This is a genomic window from Lentzea sp. NPDC051208, assembly GCF_040682435.1.
GTDB classification, from domain to species: Bacteria; Actinomycetota; Actinomycetes; order Mycobacteriales; family Pseudonocardiaceae; genus Lentzea; species Lentzea kristufekii.
Genome location: NZ_JBFBAW010000004.1, coordinates 131,430 through 148,116, shown reverse-complemented (window position 1 = coordinate 148,116; position 16,687 = coordinate 131,430). Strand labels below are relative to the sequence as shown.

Below are 16,687 nucleotides of genomic sequence, written 5' to 3'. Positions count from 1 at the left end.
TCAGTCTCGGTTTCCGGGCTGTCGCGATCAGAACTTCCGCAGTGGATGCCCGCGCTCATCGCACAGCTCAGGACGGTGTCGAGCGTTGATCACTGGGCGGGGTGCTGCGTCGTGACCAGTCCGTGCGGTGAATCTGGTTGGCGTGGGCAACGTTTCCCGCGACCGGCCCACCGTCCTCCGGGTCGATGACACTGCCCCTTTCGGCAGCGGGGAGCCGATGCCAGCCCGAGCAACCATTGACACACGGGTGGCGCATCTCCGTCAGCACGAGCGCGCCGTCCTCACCGGGCACCGGTTGCTGCCAGGTGATCGTGCCCGTGTCGCTGCACAGCTCACAGCGAGGTTCGGGCTGCAGCATGCCGGTAAGCATCCACCAGCAGATGGCTTTGTCCGGATTCAGTCACCCAGAGGGACGAACGAGGCGGTCGACCGCCGACAGTCCGGCGAGCGTGAACCGCTGATCGGTGCAAGTCTGAGGCTCGTCGACGGCGGCGAGAAAAAGGAGGCTGGTCGGGGCGTTCGCATCCCACTTCCGCTGCTGCGCTCCGGGCGCGTCCCTCGGCTGGCCCGCGAAACGCAGCAACGAGGTTTTCAGCCTGCGAGAAGGACGGTCCAGCATGCCCAGCTATACACGATGACGCACGCGCAACGCGACGGTATCTCGGACCTGAGCGTCGAAGCCATCGATCATGATGGTGCAGTGCTCATGGCGCTCACCGGCGACATGAGCATCACCAACGTTGGCCAAGCACGCGCTGCCATCGAGGAACAGCTGAACAACCACCCGATCGGCATCGTGATCTGCCTGGCGGTGAGCTTCCTAGCCTCGACCGGGCTGTCCATGCTGGGCGAGGCCCAGTGTCGAACGCAGCAGGCTGGAATCGGATTCGCCGTTGTGGCGACAACGCGCTCCGCGCAACGTTCGTTGCAAGCGTCAGGCATGGACCGAATTCTGTTGTTGCACGACACCGTCCCGCACGCTGTCGAGGGCTTGCAGAAGGCAACCGCATCGGAACGGCCCGACCTCGCGCGCTGACGACCCGCACGGTGTCACCCAATCCTCGGTTTCTGCCGAGCACATGATTTCGGCACATGCGGCGCGTGTGCTCAGGAGCGGGTTACCGAGTCCAGAAGGGCTTGGGCGACGTCACGGAGCTTGACGTTGTCGTGCTGCGAACGCTGCACGAGCATCGAGAAGGCTTCGTCGGCGGTGCAGGAGTGCACCGCCATCAGCACCCCCTTCGCCTGGTCGATGACCGCCCGTGAGACGAGAGCCTGCTCCAGGCCGCTGATATGGTCTTTCGCGCGCTGCCAACGGTGGGCGCCGGCGATCGTGGCCGACGCTGTCATCGTGAACAGCCGCATGAGCCCTTCATCGAAAGGATCGAAGGCAGCAGCCGTGTAGCTGTAGATGTTGAGCGAGCCGAGGTGCACCTGTTCAGCGGACTGCGGGACGGGCAACAGCACCGGAACGGACAGATAGGCTCGAATCGAGTGATCCGCCGCCGCCGCCTCGAACTCCGGCCACTCGTCAACATGCTCCCCGACAACGGCCCGCACCGCTTGCAACGTGCGGCCCGCCTCGAGACAGGGACCACGGCCGGCGCTGTACTGCTTCTCGTCGACCTCGACCAGACGGGTGTTCGTGAACGCCGCTGTGCGCGGTTGCGCCAGATCCACCAGCGACACTGACACCGCGTCGGCACCTGGAATCGCCCTGCTCGCGGTGTCGGCCAATCTCTGCAACGCGGTGTCGAGCGGTTCCTCTTCGGTGAAAGAGTCCCTGAGTACTGTCAGTGCGTCGGTGGTCTCATCGAGCCTGGTCAAGGCATCAGGACGATCACCGTCCTGCGGCCCGTTCTGAGAGGTCTCGGACGCGCTCGTGTCATCGGCCATGCCGCGGCACCTCGTAGATCAGAGGAACTGTCCACGGCGCCGCTGTTTGACGTCGTCAGCGCATGGTACGCAGTGATCAAAACCTGGCAGCGGCCGTCCAGCGGCAGCGGCGAACCGGACCCGGCGCGGAGGGCTGGAGTGTTTCAACTTCCCAGCGCCGGAACCGGCTGGTCCGCCCGAAAGCGGCCTACCGTGTTCACGAGCACGTGCACGGCGTTCTTTCGATACCCGTATGGGATTGATTTAAATCCTGCGCGAACCGGGTTCGATGTGCACCAAGCGGATTCCAGCGGGAGCGGCTTCGAAGCGAGTCGTTCGCGAGTGGACGGTCGCCGCCGGCGATCAAGTTATAGTGAGAACCGCGAAGGAATACGGTCAGTAGCGGATCGGTACGCACCGTTCCTCGGGTTGATCAGGCGGCTTGGTGCACACCCCGCGTCGAGGAAGACACCGGCATGGACCAGATCATGAGCGGTGGCCACGCTATTGAGTGTTTCGTCCGATTGTTCCGGTAGAGGACTTTGATCGCCCGATCGCCGACGGTTGAACGTAGCCGCACCGGGCTACATCACCGACATGGCATCGGCTGTTCTAGCTCGGCATGTGTGGACACAGGTTGTGGTGGTGGCGGCACTGGTCGTGGTGTCCGTCGGCGGCTGCCAATGGCCGCGTGATGCCAACAGGACCTTGGACCGCATACGTGAAGGCACGATCAAGGTCGGGGTGGCCCACCATTCGCCGTGGACGATCGCGAACGACAGTCGGAATCCGGATCGGGCGCCAGGCGGCGTCGAGACGGTCCTGGTACAACGCCTCGCCGACAGCCTGGGCGCGCGCGTGCAGTGGGTGCCCGGCGGCGAAGCCGAACTCATGACCGCGCTGTCCGAACGCAGCCTCGACCTCGTCGTCGCCGGTCTGGACGCCGAGTCGCCCTGGGAGCAGAAGGTCGCTCTGACCACCGACTACCTCACCACCGACATGGTCGTCGCAGTACCTGCGGGAGCACCGACCGACATAGCCGGGCAACGGGTGCTGGTGCGGGAAGGCAGCGTCGAAGCAGCGCTGCTGTCCGACAAGGATGCGACCGCTGTCCCCGTCCCTGAAGTTCCCGACCGTCCCGACGGTGCCGCGGTGCTCCCCGACTGGCTGGTGGATGCGGCCGGACTGACCGACTCCGGCACCCACCTCTCCAGCACCGACCACGTCATGGCTGTGCCGCCAGGCGAGAACGCCTGGCAGAGCACGGTCGAACGGTTCCTGCTGGAACTGAATCCCGACGAGGTACACCGCTTGCTGCTCGACAACCACCACGCGGGGGCATGACATGGCCGCGATCCACGACAGCTTCGAGCTACCGCCCGACAAGGCGGCGCTGCACCGCCGCGCCGTGCGCCTGGAGTAGTGGACAGTCGCGTTCTTCGTCGTGGCCATCACCTTGCTGGCCGTCGTACTCGGCCAATCACAGGCCATGAAGGCGGCCTGGGTGGAGGACATCCTCGCCCTCGCACCACCCATCGCGTTCCTGGTCGCCGACCGCTACCGCAACCGGCCCGTTGACGACGAACACCCCTACGGACATCACCGCTCGGTGGCCATCGCATTCCTGGCCTCCGCCCTGGCACTGCTGGTACTCGGCGGCTACATCCTCATCGAGTCCGTGCTGCGGCTCGTGCAGGGCGAGCGCCCGCCGATCGGGTTGATCGAAATCCTCGGCCACACGATGTGGCTGGGCTGGCCGATGATCGCCGTCCTGCTGGCGACCATGGTTCCCGCGATCCTGCTCGGCCGCGCCAAGACGAAACTGGCCGCGCAACTGCACGACAAGGTCCTGTACGCCGACGCCGAGATGAACCGCGCCGACTGGCTCACCGCCGGCGCCGCCGTCCTCGGCATCATCGGCATCGGCGCCGGACTGCGGTGGGCCGACGCCGTCGCCGCGATCATCATCTCCGCCGACATCGTCCGCGACGGCCTCCGCACCACCCGCACCGCCCGTCGCCGACCTCATGGACCGCCGGCCCCGCACCGTCACCGACAACCAGCCGCACCCCCTGCCCGCCCAGCTCACCGAACTCGCCCTCGACCAACCGTGGGTCACCGACGCTTGGATCCGCCTGCGCGAGGAAGGGCACGTCTTCGTCGGAGAGATGCTCGTCGTGCCCAAGCCCGACACCGACGACCTCGTCGAACGGCTCGAGCGACTCAGCCACCAATTGCGCGACGCGGACTGGCGCATGCACGACATCGCCGTGATGCCCGTGCTCAAGATTCACTGATAACTGCCGTCGAACCTTCCGCACCAGCCAAGGTCGCGTACTCGACCATCGCCGCTCGCGATATCGGGGCTTGATAATGCCGTACAGCGCCGCAGTCGCGGAGCACTGCATCCGCGCGTGACTGTCCGTACTAGTGATGCTGCCCTTCTCCAGGTTCGCCGAGGAGAAACACCTCGGCTTCTGCCGATCGAGCCTGCCAACCTGGGGCGGGCAGTCGTTCCGCCCCAGGTGGCCGTCACAGGTGCGAAGACAACTCGAAGCGCGCTTCAACCACTAGGCTGCCAACACGAAACCGCAGGTCAGTACTGTTCCCATCCTTTGGTACTCCCGCCGGGGGCACCACAATGATCAAGCATTTCCGCAGGTCAGCCCCGTTCCCCTAACAGGGCTGACCTTGCGAGGAAAAGCAAAACCGCAGGTCAGCCGTGTTCCCCTTGGTCTCCTACGGGGGCTCTGCTCACTGAAACAAGAGTGTCTACCGGGGCTACTGATCAACAGAGCGCGCTACAGCCGCGAGGTCAGCCATCAACAACGCGAGCACGCGCTCTTCATGCACTGCAATGCGCGTGAGGTCGTGAACGTCCCGTAGTCCTCCGACAGCAGTCACAAGATCGACGGGCGCCTCGCGATGACCGCTCAAACCGCACTCCTCGGCATACGTTCTCGCATCGAAACGCCAAGATCTCGACCTGGGCACCACGGAAAGCACCTGGTCGGCAATGGTGAACCCAGCCGGGTCGAAGTCTGCCCGCGCGTGGATCGTGCAGCCGGCGGCAGCGAGTCCGGCGAGGAGATCAAGGGCAGCACCGGAGGCGATCCCATCGGTGCACACCAGTGGTGGGCAATCCGCGCCAAGAGCATCGGCGGCAGCTTCAGCGATCGTGGGGTTCTCGCACACGAAGATATCGCTCGCGGATGTGGTCCAGGTGCCCGTGAGCGAACGGAGCGTCAGCCAGACGGGCTCGCCGGGAGCGGCGGCGCAGAGCCGTGCGGCCGGAGATTCACCGGTCAGCGGGAGGTTCAGCACCAGCACGCGAGAGGACACTCCATCGCACATCACCCCCGCGGCGGCCCATGCCGCGCGCCAGGCTCGGCCCGCGCGTTGCGGTCGGGGCAAGTCGTGCAGGAGCGCGAGGAGACGGGCCACTCCACGACCCAGTTGTCGATCGGCATCGAGCGCGTGGGCATCGTGCAGAGTGCCTGCGGCAAGTTGAGCGAGCCTTGTCCCGCTGCCGGTGCCCCGCAGTTCAACCAGGACGGTCGCCGTTTGTTCGGCGAGGGTCTGGAGCTCACCTGAGCCTGGCCGAGGTAGTCCTGCGTCGAGCAACCACCTTCCCGCCACGTCTGCGGCTACGCCCGCCTTGGTCAGGTGCGCAGCCGCGCGGTCGCGCTCAGCGGTTGCCTCGGCTTGGGCTCGGCTGCGATGTGCCTTGTCTGGTTCGATCTGTTCTCCGTGCAGTGCCTCAACTAGTCCGAGCACGGTCAGGTGGTGTTCGGCCAGCTTCGCAGCGAGGTCTTGAAGCCGAACGGGTTTACCGGACAGTTCCCACCGCGTACCGAGCATCAGCGCAACCTCCCGCCGCTGCTCCGCGCTCAGCGCAACACCGGTGAGAGTTCCCGTTTCGGTGCGGTGTCCGCGCCTGGCCCGGTTGTGGACGGTGGCGAGCACGGCCGCAGGACCTGACAGACGTGCCCAGTTCTTGATGCCAGACGGGATCGTGGTCGTCACTCGGCATCCACCTCGGCGAACAGGCCGTCGGCCGTCATCAGCGCCTCGTCCGCCGCGCGTACGTCCGAGAGCGGCAGTGCGACCGCGGTCAACTCGCCACCGCACCACAGGTACGGAACGGCATCGACTCCGGGCAGCCCCTTGTGCCTGGCGAGGTCGTACACGGCGACCGCTGGGACTGTCGGATACTTGCACCACTCGTCGTGGGCGGTCAGCATCACGTCCAAGTCGAAGCTCACGGTCAGGCCCATGAACGAAGCCTTGATCTCGTCGTCCACTCCGGTCATCGCCTCGTCCAGCCACACGCAACGCGGAGCGCGCCCACTGGCGGCGTTGTAGGCGACCACCGCGGCGGCGAACAGCGGCTGGGACAGCAGCACGACCTTCTCGCCGCCGGACTTGGCGCCGTGCTTCGCGGCGTCGAACGGCACCCAGCGGCTGGTGGAACCGGGACGGTACTGCAGCGAGATCTTCAGCCAGCCGCGGTAGTCCAGCGCGGTCGACAGTTGCTCCCGCCAGTCGGCAGAACCCCCGGCAGCCGCGTCCGCCCTGGCAGCGTCGATCTTGCGTGCGAGGAAGGCGCGCACCGTTTCCTGGCGCGCGGGTGAGAGTTGCTGGTAGCCCTGGGTCAGCGCGTCCACCACGGTGCCCGCGTCGGGGTCGTTGGGGTCGGGTTCCCACTTCAGCTGCACGGCGTTGCCGTGCCGGGTCGGGTGGCTGGTCAACTGCTTGTTGATGTCGGTGAAAGTCCGGGCGGTGTAGTCCAGCCGGTCCTTGAGGTGCTCGATGAACGTGGAACCGAGCAGGGTGGTCAGCACTCGTTGCTGCTCGGAGTCGAACGCGTTCTCCTGCGCGCGTACCTGGTCAGCGAGCAGGTTTGCGGCGATCGGGGGCGCCTGCCAGCCGGCGGAGCTGTCGGCCAGGACGACCACACGTTGGATCGCACCGCCCTGCTCCGGCTCCCGCACGCGGGCGTCGCGATCGGGCAACAGGTCTTGTCGCAGTGCTTCGAGCTTGCTGTAGCAGAGCCTCCAGGCTCGGTCCTCGTCGCCTGGGTCCGGTAGTTCTCGTCGTGCGGCGCGTGTCGACTCACGCGCGGATTCCACGCTTCGGCGTTCCGGTTCTTCCAGTCCGAGGGGCTGTGCGAGGCCGGCGTCGTAGACCTCCCACCACACAGAAAGCACAGAGTCGCGCCTGCTTTCCGCGCTCTGGCGACGTTCCTCGTGCCGGGCAAGGGTCTCTTCGGCGCGGGTGACCGCGACTAGCGCGCCAGTGAGCCTCTGCCCGAGTCCGTCGAGTTCATGACCGACCTGCTTCACCAGACGGTCAAGTTCGGCCCGGCGGTCCAACTGCGCGTGGATGTCGCTGGTGAGTGCTTCTTCCGCGGTGCGCAGGCGGACCTCCGCCTTACGCTTTCGTCCACGCAGTTCTTGCAGTTCGGCATTGACGTCGGCGAGCCTGCGCTGAGCGCCGGCCAGATCGGTTCGCAGACGTGTGAGGGTCGCTGTGTGCAGGTCGAGCAGTTCCTTGCGGCGGGCCAGGTCGTCCACGGCCTGGTGGTAGTCCCGCAACGCCGAGTCGAGGCGTTCCAGATCGTCCAGCGGGAAGGCGTGCTCGCCCGCATACGCGGAAAAGTCCGCCCAGGCGGTGTCCTGGGCGGATTCGTTCTCCCGGTGGATGTTCCTGGCCGAGATCACCTTGCGTTCGCTGTCGGCCGTCTGACGTTCCCTCTCCCGCAAGATGGTGACGGCGTCGGTGACCACCCGCTCGCCCGGAATCCTCCCGAGCTCCTCGGCGAGGCGGCGCAGGTCGTCGTCGAGTTCTCCGATCCTGGCTTCGATCGCGCTCCTCGACTCTTCAAGTGCTGCAAGTCGGGTCCGCAACCGGATGATCTCGCGCTGTCTTGCGGACTCGCGGGCGGTGGCTCCCAGGTACGAGGCGGGCCTGGCCACCTCGGCGCGTCCGGACAGGGCGGCACACCGCCACGTTCCGTCCGCCGCCAACCAGGTGCCAGCCTCATCGCTGCCAAGACGAGAGCCGTACCAGCCGATCGAGGCGAGCACGGTGTCGATGGCGATCTGCGTGACACCGCCGACCGGAGTGGGCTCCAGAACCTGCGTCAGGTTCCTGTTAGACAGAGGTCCCCCCGCGCGCACTACCGTGTCCGCCTGTTCTTCTCCTCCCAGGGTGATCAGCTCACCGTCTGCGCTCAGCCAGGCATCGAGCACGCCAGCGGCCGCCAGGGTCGCCTCCAGCAGGTCGACCTCGTCCGTCGACAACTCGCCGACGGGCTGCACGCACCGCCAGAACGGCGCACCCAGCCCGCTGTCGGGCTCTGGCCGATCGCGACGGTGCCACGAGTCCGGAGAGGTCGGCGGGCGCTCCGTCCGGTCGAGCACTCCGGCCAGTTCCGCTGTAACCTGCTCTTGTTCCGCGCCAAGAGCACCGTGCTCGTGGACGAGTGCCGCGCGCCGCGATCTCAGCACGTCGCGAACCTCCTCGACGTGCCGGGTGACCGCCGCTGCCGGGGAGGCACCGCGCTGTGCTGCGGGAGCGCCCAACGGGTCCACAGCGGTCAGCTCGGCCACCAGATCACACCAGGACTCGACCGTTCGCTCGTCGACCTTGGCGAGTACGACGCTCGTGTTCCACTCCCGGAGCTGCCTGCGCAAGGTGTCCACTGCGGTCTCGACGCCATCACGTGCCACCTCGCGCTGCTCGGCGGCGTCGGTCAGGTCCGACTCACGGTCGGCGAGCAGATCGGCCGAACGCGCCGCGTTCGACTCGGCCCGCTCGAACTCTGCCCGCAGCCGCTGCAACCGCGTGAAGCGCTCTCGGTGGACCGAGAGGTCTGCGCGCAACGCGGCCACATCACGAATTGGCAGATGTCGACCAGCCGACTGATGCAGTCCGGCGCGACGTCCGGCGGCCTCGACGCGTTCGGACGCCTGAACCACGTCGGCTTCGGCCAGCTCGATGACGGAGGCGGCTTCTCCCTCCGACTCGGCGACTCGCGCCACGTCCTCAGCCGCCCCTGCGTGGCGCTGTTCGACTCCCTCGAGTTGCTCTGCCAGGCCACCCAGCTGGTCACGAAGTCCTTCGACACGGCTCGCGGCGCTCACCGCATCCTGGAAAGCCTGGCTGTCCAGCAACTCGCGTAGCTCCGTGCTGAGGTCGCTTTGGTGCGTTCGCGCCTGGCGGATGTCCTTGTCCAGCTCGTCGGCTTCAACACGGGCCGTGGTCAGCGCGGTCTCCGCAGCGCGGCGGTCCTTGGTGGTGCGGTCCAGTTCGGTGGTCGCCGCAGTCAACGCGTCAGCGCGATGGCGCACAACGGTGCGCGCCCAGGGGATCCAGCCGGTGCGCACGAACCCGGCCAGCCGCACTGCCGCACTGCGGGTTTGCTCCACCGCCGTGCGCAGCTTCTCGAGGTTGTCCCAACCGTCGGCGAGTTGGGTGACCTCCGCGGTCGCGAGCGGTGGCAGAGCCGCGCGCAGCGTCTCCGCCAGACTGGCGGGGTTGAGCCGTTCGCCGAGCTTGGGCTTGCGCAGCTGCTTGAGGAGCTCGGTCAGGTTGTCGTAGGCGTCGGAGCCCAATCCGAACAGTTCGGAGGCCACCACGGCTCGGTATCGCGCCGCACCATCGGGCACCGTGACACCGGAGATCTTCTTGAGTTCCTTCTGGTCGAGCGGCCGATCGGCCGTGGACAGTTTCAGATCGCGGCCTGGACGTAGATGGGTGATCAGGTGCCACGTGGTCACCGGGGAGGTGCCGCTGCCACGACGGGCGCTCACACCGAGCCCGCAAACGAAGAAGCGCGGCGTGCCGTCATCTTCGAGCCTGCCGAACTCGGCCCAGGCGTATCCCAGACCGGCGTCCGAAGGAGCACGCGGGTCGTCGTCCTCCCCCGTGGGCAACAGGTTGAAACGCATCGTGCGGTGCTGGGATCCGAACGGATCGAGCACCGAGGCACCGATCTCCCCACGCAACAACATCAAGGTCGTCAGTTCGAGCACCTTCGTCTTGCCCGCACCATTGCCGCCGCGCAGCACCAAGCGCCCGTCGGCGAACCAGAACTCCGCCTGGTCGTACTCCCACAGGTTGACGATGCCCACTCGCAGGGGCTGCCAGCGGTGCAGAGCCGGCTCCGGGAGACCACCCGTCATCGCTGCCGCCAGCCACTGCTCGCGGTCAGGTCCTGGTCGGCTCAACCTTCGCCCTCCTCGTCGAGCCTTGCGTTGACGGCCACCACCCGCGGGTCGCGGTAGCGGGCCGCAGCAGCGGTCAATCGCCAACTGTCCGGTGCGCCGGTCGGACGCAACAGGTCCAGCGCTCCCAGCAGATCCCGTGCCGTGTTTTCCACGGCGTTGCCCACGCGCAAGTCGTTGGTCATCGCCTTGGAGTGCCGCTCCCGGACCGCGGTAGCCGCTGAACTCAGTTCCTCGGCTGTGATGACCGAACCCGCACCATGCGCGCGCACCAGCTCGTCGAGGACCATCAAGGCGGCGAAGTCGGCGGCACGCAGCCTCGGGAACGGCAGGTCCGTATCCATCTCATCGGCGGCGATGAGCGCCAGCCCTTCCGCGCGTTGCTCGACCACCCAACCAGTCATCTCCACGCACCAGTTGAGAACGCGATGCCGTTGACTGGTCAGGTAGAACCGCTCTGCGTCAGTGAGGTCCTCGTGCAGAACCACGGGTAGTTCAACCAGCTTGCGCATCAAGCCGATCCGCGCTGCTGCTTCGTGGGGCGCTCCTTCATCGTGGCCTCCGGTGAGCGCGGCGCGCAACGAAGCAGGGTCGACCAGACGCAGCAGCAACTCGCGGCGGACTTCATAAGCGCCACCGATCGCGTCACGGCGGCGCGCCCAACCCTCGCGCTGATCCTCGTCGTCACGACCGGTCGGCCGCAGCGCACCCACGGACACCAGCAGGTGGACGGCCTTGACGAACAGCGTGCGCTCGGCGAACCGGTCGGGGTCGTAGTGGGCGAGCTCGACGTCCTCGTGCGTGGAGAGCGCCCGGACCCGGTCCGACAGGTCCTGGGTGGTGGTGATGTCCTCGGCGTCCTCAGCCGCGGCTGCGGCCAGGATCGTCAGGACGACCACTCTCCGAGCCGGCGGCATGAAACGTCGAGGCGCGACGACGACACCGTCGAGAGGAAGCCGGAACAACCTGGCGGCGGAGCCGGTCACCACCAGTCGGTAGCCGAGCCGTTGGGTGAACCACTCGCCCAACGTCGCCCGGTGTACCCGCACGAGCGGCCACACCTCGGGGTGGGTGTGCCGGTCGAGTACCGGCGAGCGGAGCAGGGCGGTGAACGCCCGTTGCCGATCCGCAGCCTCGCGGTTCACGCGGGCTCCATTTCGAAATACCAGTTCAAGGTCGTCATGCTGCCGTTGTCGGCGCGCAGGCTGGTGGTGTCGTGCGCCTGTGGTGGTCGACGCAGCGTGATCCGCCAGCGACCGTCCCCCGTCACAGCGCTCTCCGACCGCGTCCGCCGCACGACTCCGACGAACTCCAACAGCAGGTCCATTTCGGCATCGGTGATCTCTCCCCAGTCGGCCAGGTGCGTTCCGGAACGCAAACGCAGCGCCGCCTCCGCACCGTTGCGTGCGGCTTGGGCTGCCAACCTGGCCCGTCGAGCGGCACTCTTGCCGGTCGAGTAGTCCGGGATCTTGGTTCGCCTGCCGACCGCCGCTCGAGCGCCTTGTTCGCGGAAGCGGGCTGTGACCGGCGCGGGCGGCGCGGTGGTCCAGCTCAAGTCGCTGTCGTCGGCATAGTCCGGCGCCAGCATCAGGTGGCGTGCGGAGAACGCTCCGACCGCGGTGTCCCAGATCCGCCAGGCAGTTTCGTCGTCGGGGGCACGCTCGACCGCGACGGCCAGGGCGAGGAGTTCGGCTCGGCGAGTTACCGCGCCGCCGGTGTCCAGCAGGAGGTTCATGTTGCGCGCCCAGGGAGTGACCAGGTCACGCAGCTGACGCCGCAGCCTTCTGGCCTGGCTGTCAGCACCGCCGAACCAGGAACCGAGGGCGTCCCAGGTGTGCACCCAGCGGCGTGCCTGGGACGCCACCACCTCGTCGTCGGCATCGGTGTCCAGCGCGGCGCGAACACAGGCCCGCCACACGTCAGGGGTCAGCAGCGGGCCTAGCTCGACCACCAACTCCGCGATCCGCGGTGTGTGAACATCGACCTGCTCTCCCCACATGCCGATGTAGGAACGCAACGTCTGCCACAACAGGTCCAGCTTGGCTGGGTCTGGGCCACCCGACAGGGCGTGTGCCAGCGTGCGCTGCCACCCGCGGGCGGCGGTGGCCATCGCCTGGTGCATGGCGCCGACCTGCTGGAACTCCGTAGCCGCGTTGGTGTACACCGCGTTGCGCACAGACTCCGCGAAGGCGATCAGTCGTTCGTGGATGGCGCGCGGGGCCAGTGTCAGATCACCCGCGGCCTCCTCGGTGTCGTCGACCGATGACCAGAAGACGTGCAGACCCGCTGCTCTCGGGGTGAGCTGGTACCGGTCACGCCGGCGCAGGAAGTCCTCCCCCGAACGAGCCGGTTCCTGCCAACGAGTCAACACCTGCCACTGCACCAGCCGCTCCAACCGTGCGTCGAGGTGCAGGACCTCGGGAGCGAGCAGACGGTCGACCAGGTCCGCCGGTACCTGTCCGGCGAGGCGAGTACGAACCCCGATGGCTACCTCGTCGTAGGACAATCCCGTCAGGCTGGTGTCCTGCTCGGCCAGCAGGACCTCGACGATCACCCGGTACTGAGCCGCGAACCGCGAGGTCAGGTAGGCCGGTACGAGTTCCTGTCCCGGCAGGAGCGCTGACCACGGATCAGCGGGTGCCTCCATCTCCGGCGCCTCGTCGTGATCGATCACGTGCCCAGAGTACGAACGCGAGGTGCAGCGCCGCGGACAACAGCGACACATCACCCGTTGTGATGAATCTTCGCCGTTCGGGTCCTGTCCCGGCTGATCAGGGCAACCGAGCCCAATCGAGTTCCTGGCGCAGGGCCCATTTCGTGCGGTGCGCGTCGCGCACGGCGGTCATGTGAGCGCGGAAGTCGTCGTCGCGGTCGCAGCGGGCGAACAGCGCCTTGGCCTCGACCAGCAGGCGAACGGCCGCCTTGTAGGAGTCACGGTTGCGCACTTCGATCTCCCGGTCAGCAGCGCGGAGCAGGATCGGAATCGCATCGGCCGGGTGGCTCGCGGCACGGACACGCGCGAGACGAAGCCACAGACCTTCCGAGCACCCGCCGTCGACCGCTGCTTGCCAGGCGGCCTCGTTCTCGTCGTCGGCCAGCAGGATCTCCACCAACGTCGAGCGACCCGGCGACCAGGATCCTTTGATGGGCGGTAGGTCGGCCAGGAAGGCCAGTGCTCGTTCCCGCCATTGCGGAAAGTCACCGACGGTGACGTCGCGGAGCGCGCGGAAGGTCTCCAGGCTCGGCCGGTCGGTGAAGTTGGCCCAGAGCATCTCACCCGCCCGGTCGCGCCGGCCCGCGCGCACGTGGATCTCGGCAGCCAGACCACGCAGGCGGAAGTCGGGCTCGAAGTCGGCCAGGCCACGCTCCAGCCAGGCCAGCGCCTCGTCGTCACGGTCGTCAGCGCACAGCCGCTCGGCAATGCGGAGCACGTCGTAAGAGCTCGTCACGTCCCGGGACAGCACCTCGATCAGCCCATCCGCCCCTCCCGACGACTCGGCCAGGTTCTCCATGAGATGAGTGATGACGAAGCGACGGGCGCCGTAGTCGTTCGGCTTCTTCGGCGGCAGCTTGCGCCACGCCTGCTCGACAAGCTCCCGATACCGTGCCAGGCCCGCTGAGCCCAGCACGTCCTCGTACGCGGGCAGCACGTCGAGAAACACCTCGTAGTCGGTGCTCACCGCTCGCGTGACCAGACGCTCGGCCAGCTCCACCGGGTCCGGCGAGCCCGCCTCACACGCCGCCAAGTGGATCTCTTCCACGCGGGCGATCGCCTCGGACAACCCACCGTCGGAGTCGTCCACCCGCTCGGCCGCGGACTCCAGCAGTTCCAGCGCGTACTCCGCGAGGGTGATCGCAGCGTCGGCGAACCCGGCTCCGACCAGTCGTTCGACTTCGTCCAGAGCCTCACCGACGTGCAGGAAGTAGCCGTACGCCCCGCCGTAGTCGACGAAATCGGGGATGTCGATGGCGCGTTCCAAGCGGTCTCTGATGTCCCGGTCGTCGAACGCGTTCCTCTGCCCGGCCGCGGCGGCGAGCCGGGCACGCAGCACGCGATCCGATTTCGCGGCCGTCATCAGTTGCTCGATCAGCCACTCCTGATCACAACCACGCAAGAACAACCGCAACCGCTTGTCCGACAACGGCTTCGCACGCGTCTCCCCCACCTCACCGCCTTGCTCCAGCCATGCCAGCGAAGTAGCGACGCAGTGCTTGCAGAACACGCCGTCGGCTCCGTACGGGCAGGAGCAACGCCCGTGCAAGCCTTTCGGCGTGACGTCGAGCCGCACGCGATAAGTCCGCGTGCCGTCCACCGTTGCGATCACGGTCGACCCGTCCACCGTGACCCGCCGAACCTGACCGGCCGCGAAATACCGCTCGCCTCGCTCGAACGACCTCTCGTCAGCCAGCTTCCGCACCATACTCACGCTCACCACCACGGCCGGTCATCCTGCCAGGCACGCGCCAGGAGCGTTTCCCGCGCAAGGCGCACCTCCACCGAGCCACATCAGCGACACGCCACCCGTTTTGGTGAATCCCTTCCATCGACCGCCACCGGAGACGGATTTGGCGGTGAGATCGTCCCCCGCCCCGGAAAGGCACCTCCCCGATGACCTCGCCCTCCCCCTCACACCTGGACGTGATCGAACAGCGGTTCCTCGCGATGACCGCCGGCCCACAGCCGCTGACCCTCGACTGCGCGGCACTCGGATGCGGCCTTCCCGACGAGGAGCTGCCCCTGGACCGCGTGCGCGTACTGCTCCTCGAACGACAGACGAGCTGGGTGAGCAAGGACGCCGTGTGGAAAGAACTCGTCCGAAAGGCACACGCGGCACCCGAACCGTGGACCACCATCGCCGCCGCGATGATGATGCCCGGCCTCAAGCACATCGCCGGAAAGCTGGGCTCCCGCTTCTGCGGTGACCGCAACGACCTGGACTCCGAAATCCTCGAAGGCTTCCTCCAGGCACTCGACATCGCCGACACACGATCATCGAAGATCTTCGGGCAGCTCTACTGGGCGGCGTTCCGACGCGGCCACGAAGCCTGCAACAGCGAAAGGCGGCGAGCGATGTCTCGCTCCGACCTCACCGACATCGCGATCGACGTCCGCACAACCAACGGACATCCGGACCTCGTCCTCGCTGGAGCCATGCTGTCCGGTGTCATCACACCGCACGAAGCCGATCTCGTCTCCGATGTGCTCCTCGACCAGGGAGACCGGTCAACCGCGGCCAAGCGGCGCGGTATGAACCGTCATCAGGTGGCAGCGCAGCTCAACACCGCCTCCCGCCACCTCGCCGACTACCTTCTCGGTGGCCCTCTTCGTCCGGCCGTATGACCACGCTCGTGGAGCTGCGTGCACCGCGGTGGCACGTGTACGCAGCGTGCCGAAACGCAGACAGGGAAGTCGGCTGGATTGACGCCGAGCCAGGAAGCAAAGCTGCGGCGGACTGCAAAGCGATCTGTCTCCTGTGCCCAGTCCGCCTCACCTGTGCCATCACAGCCCTCACCGAGGACGAGAGCTACGGCGTGTGGGGCGGCATGGACGAGGTCGACCGCGAAGCGCTGAGACGTGCTGATGCTCAGATCGCAGCATGAACACTCCCGACCCCAGGCAGCGGACCCGTCGCCAGCAGCAACGTGAGGCCGTGGACGTCGTCTTCGAGATCAATCTCGTTGACGGCGCCGAAGCTGAGCGCCTCGGACTCCAACAGGCGGCGGTCATCCGCGACGCAGTGCTGTGGCGCCACCGAAACAGCTGCAGCGCGCCACCGCACGCGAGCACTGCCTGACTACTACAACATGAAACTGGCCTGCACGACCAGGAATCCAACCTGAAACCGCTGCTCAACCCTGTTCCCATCCTTTGGTGCTCCCGCCAAGGATTCGAACCTGCGCGGTTGCTGTCGAACCTTCAAATCCCGGCCGACGCGGCGATGACCCCGCAGCGCTACGCCACTCGCGGGCGAAGCATGCCGTCCAACCTCGCTGACCCTGTCCCGACGCGCGCTGGAACACCACCACAGACGACCGCAGCCCGATCAGCGATTGTCACGGCACCAGCACCACCCAGTGCACCAGGCGTCGGCGCGCACGATCTGCGAGACCGCCAGGCAGTGCCGTTTGGACAATTCGCCGCACGCCGATCACGGCCTGGAAGAACACCCGTTCGGGGGACACGATGCGCTTTAGGCAACGCGACCCCATTTCGCCCCGCGCAAACCGATTCTCCCAAAATCCTCCCAAACACCGGGTTACCGGCCAGTACAGACCACTGTGGACAGTCAACTCAAGATCGAAAAGAAGACACGAAAAAGCCCGCTGACCTGGGCTTTCACCCAGAATCAGCGGGCTGATTCAGACCGTCGGGACGACAGGATTTGAACCTGCGACCCCTTGACCCCCAGTCAAGTGCGCTACCAAACTGCGCCACGTCCCGGCCACACATCCGGTTCCCCGGCGTGCATGGGAAATCCTACAACACCGCGGACAGAGATCAAAAACGGCCCCCACAACAGGCCGCGAGCTGCGGAAATACGGCGGGGACCCGAAGTTCGGGTCCCCGCGTCCCTCGGTCC

12 protein-coding genes, 1 tRNA gene and 1 pseudogene are annotated in these 16,687 nt (G+C 66.8%); 7 read left to right on the top strand and 7 right to left on the bottom strand.

Annotated features, from left to right (window positions below; genetic code table 11):
- Positions 1–142: 142 nt before the first annotated feature.
- Positions 143–1,036, top strand: a complete 894-nt coding sequence (locus AB0M48_RS11000; protein WP_363838883.1) for an STAS domain-containing protein — start codon at positions 143–145, stop codon at positions 1,034–1,036.
- Positions 1,037–1,107: 71 nt separating this feature from the next.
- Here the strand turns inward: AB0M48_RS11000 and AB0M48_RS10995 are convergent, their stop codons facing one another.
- A complete protein-coding gene (locus AB0M48_RS10995) occupies positions 1,108–1,896 on the bottom strand; it encodes a GAF and ANTAR domain-containing protein (RefSeq protein ID WP_363838880.1) in 789 nt (262 codons plus the stop codon).
- 543 nt (positions 1,897–2,439) lie between these two features.
- Here AB0M48_RS10995 and AB0M48_RS10990 point away from each other — a divergent pair.
- The 3 genes and pseudogenes from AB0M48_RS10990 (at position 2,440) to AB0M48_RS10980 (ending at position 4,172) form a co-directional block, all read left to right on the top strand.
- On the top strand, positions 2,440–3,219 hold the full coding sequence (locus AB0M48_RS10990; protein ID WP_363838876.1) for a transporter substrate-binding domain-containing protein: 780 nt from the start codon (positions 2,440–2,442) through the stop codon (positions 3,217–3,219).
- A 145-nt stretch (positions 3,220–3,364) separates the two neighbouring features.
- Positions 3,365–3,829 (top strand): annotated as a pseudogene (locus AB0M48_RS10985) (cation transporter); the annotation flags it as partial.
- A gap of 73 nt (positions 3,830–3,902) precedes the next feature.
- On the top strand, positions 3,903–4,172 hold the full coding sequence (locus tag AB0M48_RS10980) for a hypothetical protein (RefSeq protein WP_363839955.1): 270 nt from the start codon (positions 3,903–3,905) through the stop codon (positions 4,170–4,172).
- A 484-nt stretch (positions 4,173–4,656) separates the two neighbouring features.
- On the opposite strand, the gene AB0M48_RS10975 is transcribed toward AB0M48_RS10980, so the two are convergent.
- From AB0M48_RS10975 to AB0M48_RS10955, 5 genes are all read right to left on the bottom strand, one after another.
- Entirely contained in the window at positions 4,657–5,901 is a 1,245-nt protein-coding gene (locus AB0M48_RS10975) for a DUF2399 domain-containing protein (RefSeq protein ID WP_363838873.1), read from the bottom strand.
- Positions 5,898–10,109, bottom strand: a complete 4,212-nt coding sequence (locus AB0M48_RS10970) for a TIGR02680 family protein (RefSeq protein ID WP_363838870.1) — start codon at positions 10,107–10,109, stop codon at positions 5,898–5,900. The genes AB0M48_RS10975 and AB0M48_RS10970 overlap by 4 nt, the downstream gene beginning before the upstream one ends.
- A complete protein-coding gene (locus AB0M48_RS10965) occupies positions 10,106–11,251 on the bottom strand; it encodes a TIGR02678 family protein (protein WP_363838866.1) in 1,146 nt (381 codons plus the stop codon). Before AB0M48_RS10965 ends, AB0M48_RS10970 begins: the two co-directional genes overlap by 4 nt.
- Entirely contained in the window at positions 11,248–12,780 is a 1,533-nt protein-coding gene (locus AB0M48_RS10960) for a DUF2397 domain-containing protein (RefSeq protein ID WP_363838862.1), read from the bottom strand. The genes AB0M48_RS10965 and AB0M48_RS10960 overlap by 4 nt, the downstream gene beginning before the upstream one ends.
- A 97-nt stretch (positions 12,781–12,877) precedes the next feature.
- Complete coding sequence (locus tag AB0M48_RS10955) at positions 12,878–14,527, bottom strand: DUF6880 family protein (protein ID WP_363839911.1); 1,650 nt, start codon at positions 14,525–14,527, stop codon at positions 12,878–12,880.
- A gap of 188 nt (positions 14,528–14,715) precedes the next feature.
- Here AB0M48_RS10955 and AB0M48_RS10950 point away from each other — a divergent pair, with 188 nt between their 5' ends.
- From AB0M48_RS10950 to AB0M48_RS10940, 3 genes are read left to right on the top strand one after another with little or no spacing between them, the layout of a single operon-like run.
- On the top strand, positions 14,716–15,447 hold the full coding sequence (locus AB0M48_RS10950; RefSeq protein WP_363838859.1) for a hypothetical protein: 732 nt from the start codon (positions 14,716–14,718) through the stop codon (positions 15,445–15,447).
- Positions 15,444–15,707, top strand: coding sequence for a WhiB family transcriptional regulator (locus tag AB0M48_RS10945; protein ID WP_363838854.1), 264 nt, complete (start codon positions 15,444–15,446; stop codon positions 15,705–15,707). The genes AB0M48_RS10950 and AB0M48_RS10945 overlap by 4 nt, the downstream gene beginning before the upstream one ends.
- Positions 15,704–15,901 (top strand): hypothetical protein, encoded by a 198-nt coding sequence (locus tag AB0M48_RS10940; protein ID WP_363838851.1) that lies wholly within the window; start codon positions 15,704–15,706, stop codon positions 15,899–15,901. The genes AB0M48_RS10945 and AB0M48_RS10940 overlap by 4 nt, the downstream gene beginning before the upstream one ends.
- 573 nt (positions 15,902–16,474) lie before the next feature.
- Here AB0M48_RS10940 and AB0M48_RS10935 read toward each other — a convergent pair.
- Positions 16,475–16,548, bottom strand: a tRNA-Pro gene (locus tag AB0M48_RS10935).
- Between the last annotated feature and the right edge of the window lie 139 nt (positions 16,549–16,687).

Bases quoted from the DNA above. Each gene is read 5' to 3' on its own strand.
- AB0M48_RS10955 (WP_363839911.1), bottom strand. From the start codon at position 14,527: ATGGTGCGGAAGCTGGCTGACGAGAGGTCGTTCGAGCGAGGCGAGCGG.
- AB0M48_RS10980 (WP_363839955.1), top strand. From the start codon at position 3,903: ATGGACCGCCGGCCCCGCACCGTCACCGACAACCAGCCGCACCCCCTG.
- AB0M48_RS10995 (WP_363838880.1), bottom strand. From the start codon at position 1,896: ATGGCCGATGACACGAGCGCGTCCGAGACCTCTCAGAACGGGCCGCAG.
- AB0M48_RS10950 (WP_363838859.1), top strand. From the start codon at position 14,716: ATGACCTCGCCCTCCCCCTCACACCTGGACGTGATCGAACAGCGGTTC.
- AB0M48_RS10940 (WP_363838851.1), top strand. From the start codon at position 15,704: ATGAACACTCCCGACCCCAGGCAGCGGACCCGTCGCCAGCAGCAACGT.
- AB0M48_RS10945 (WP_363838854.1), top strand. From the start codon at position 15,444: ATGACCACGCTCGTGGAGCTGCGTGCACCGCGGTGGCACGTGTACGCA.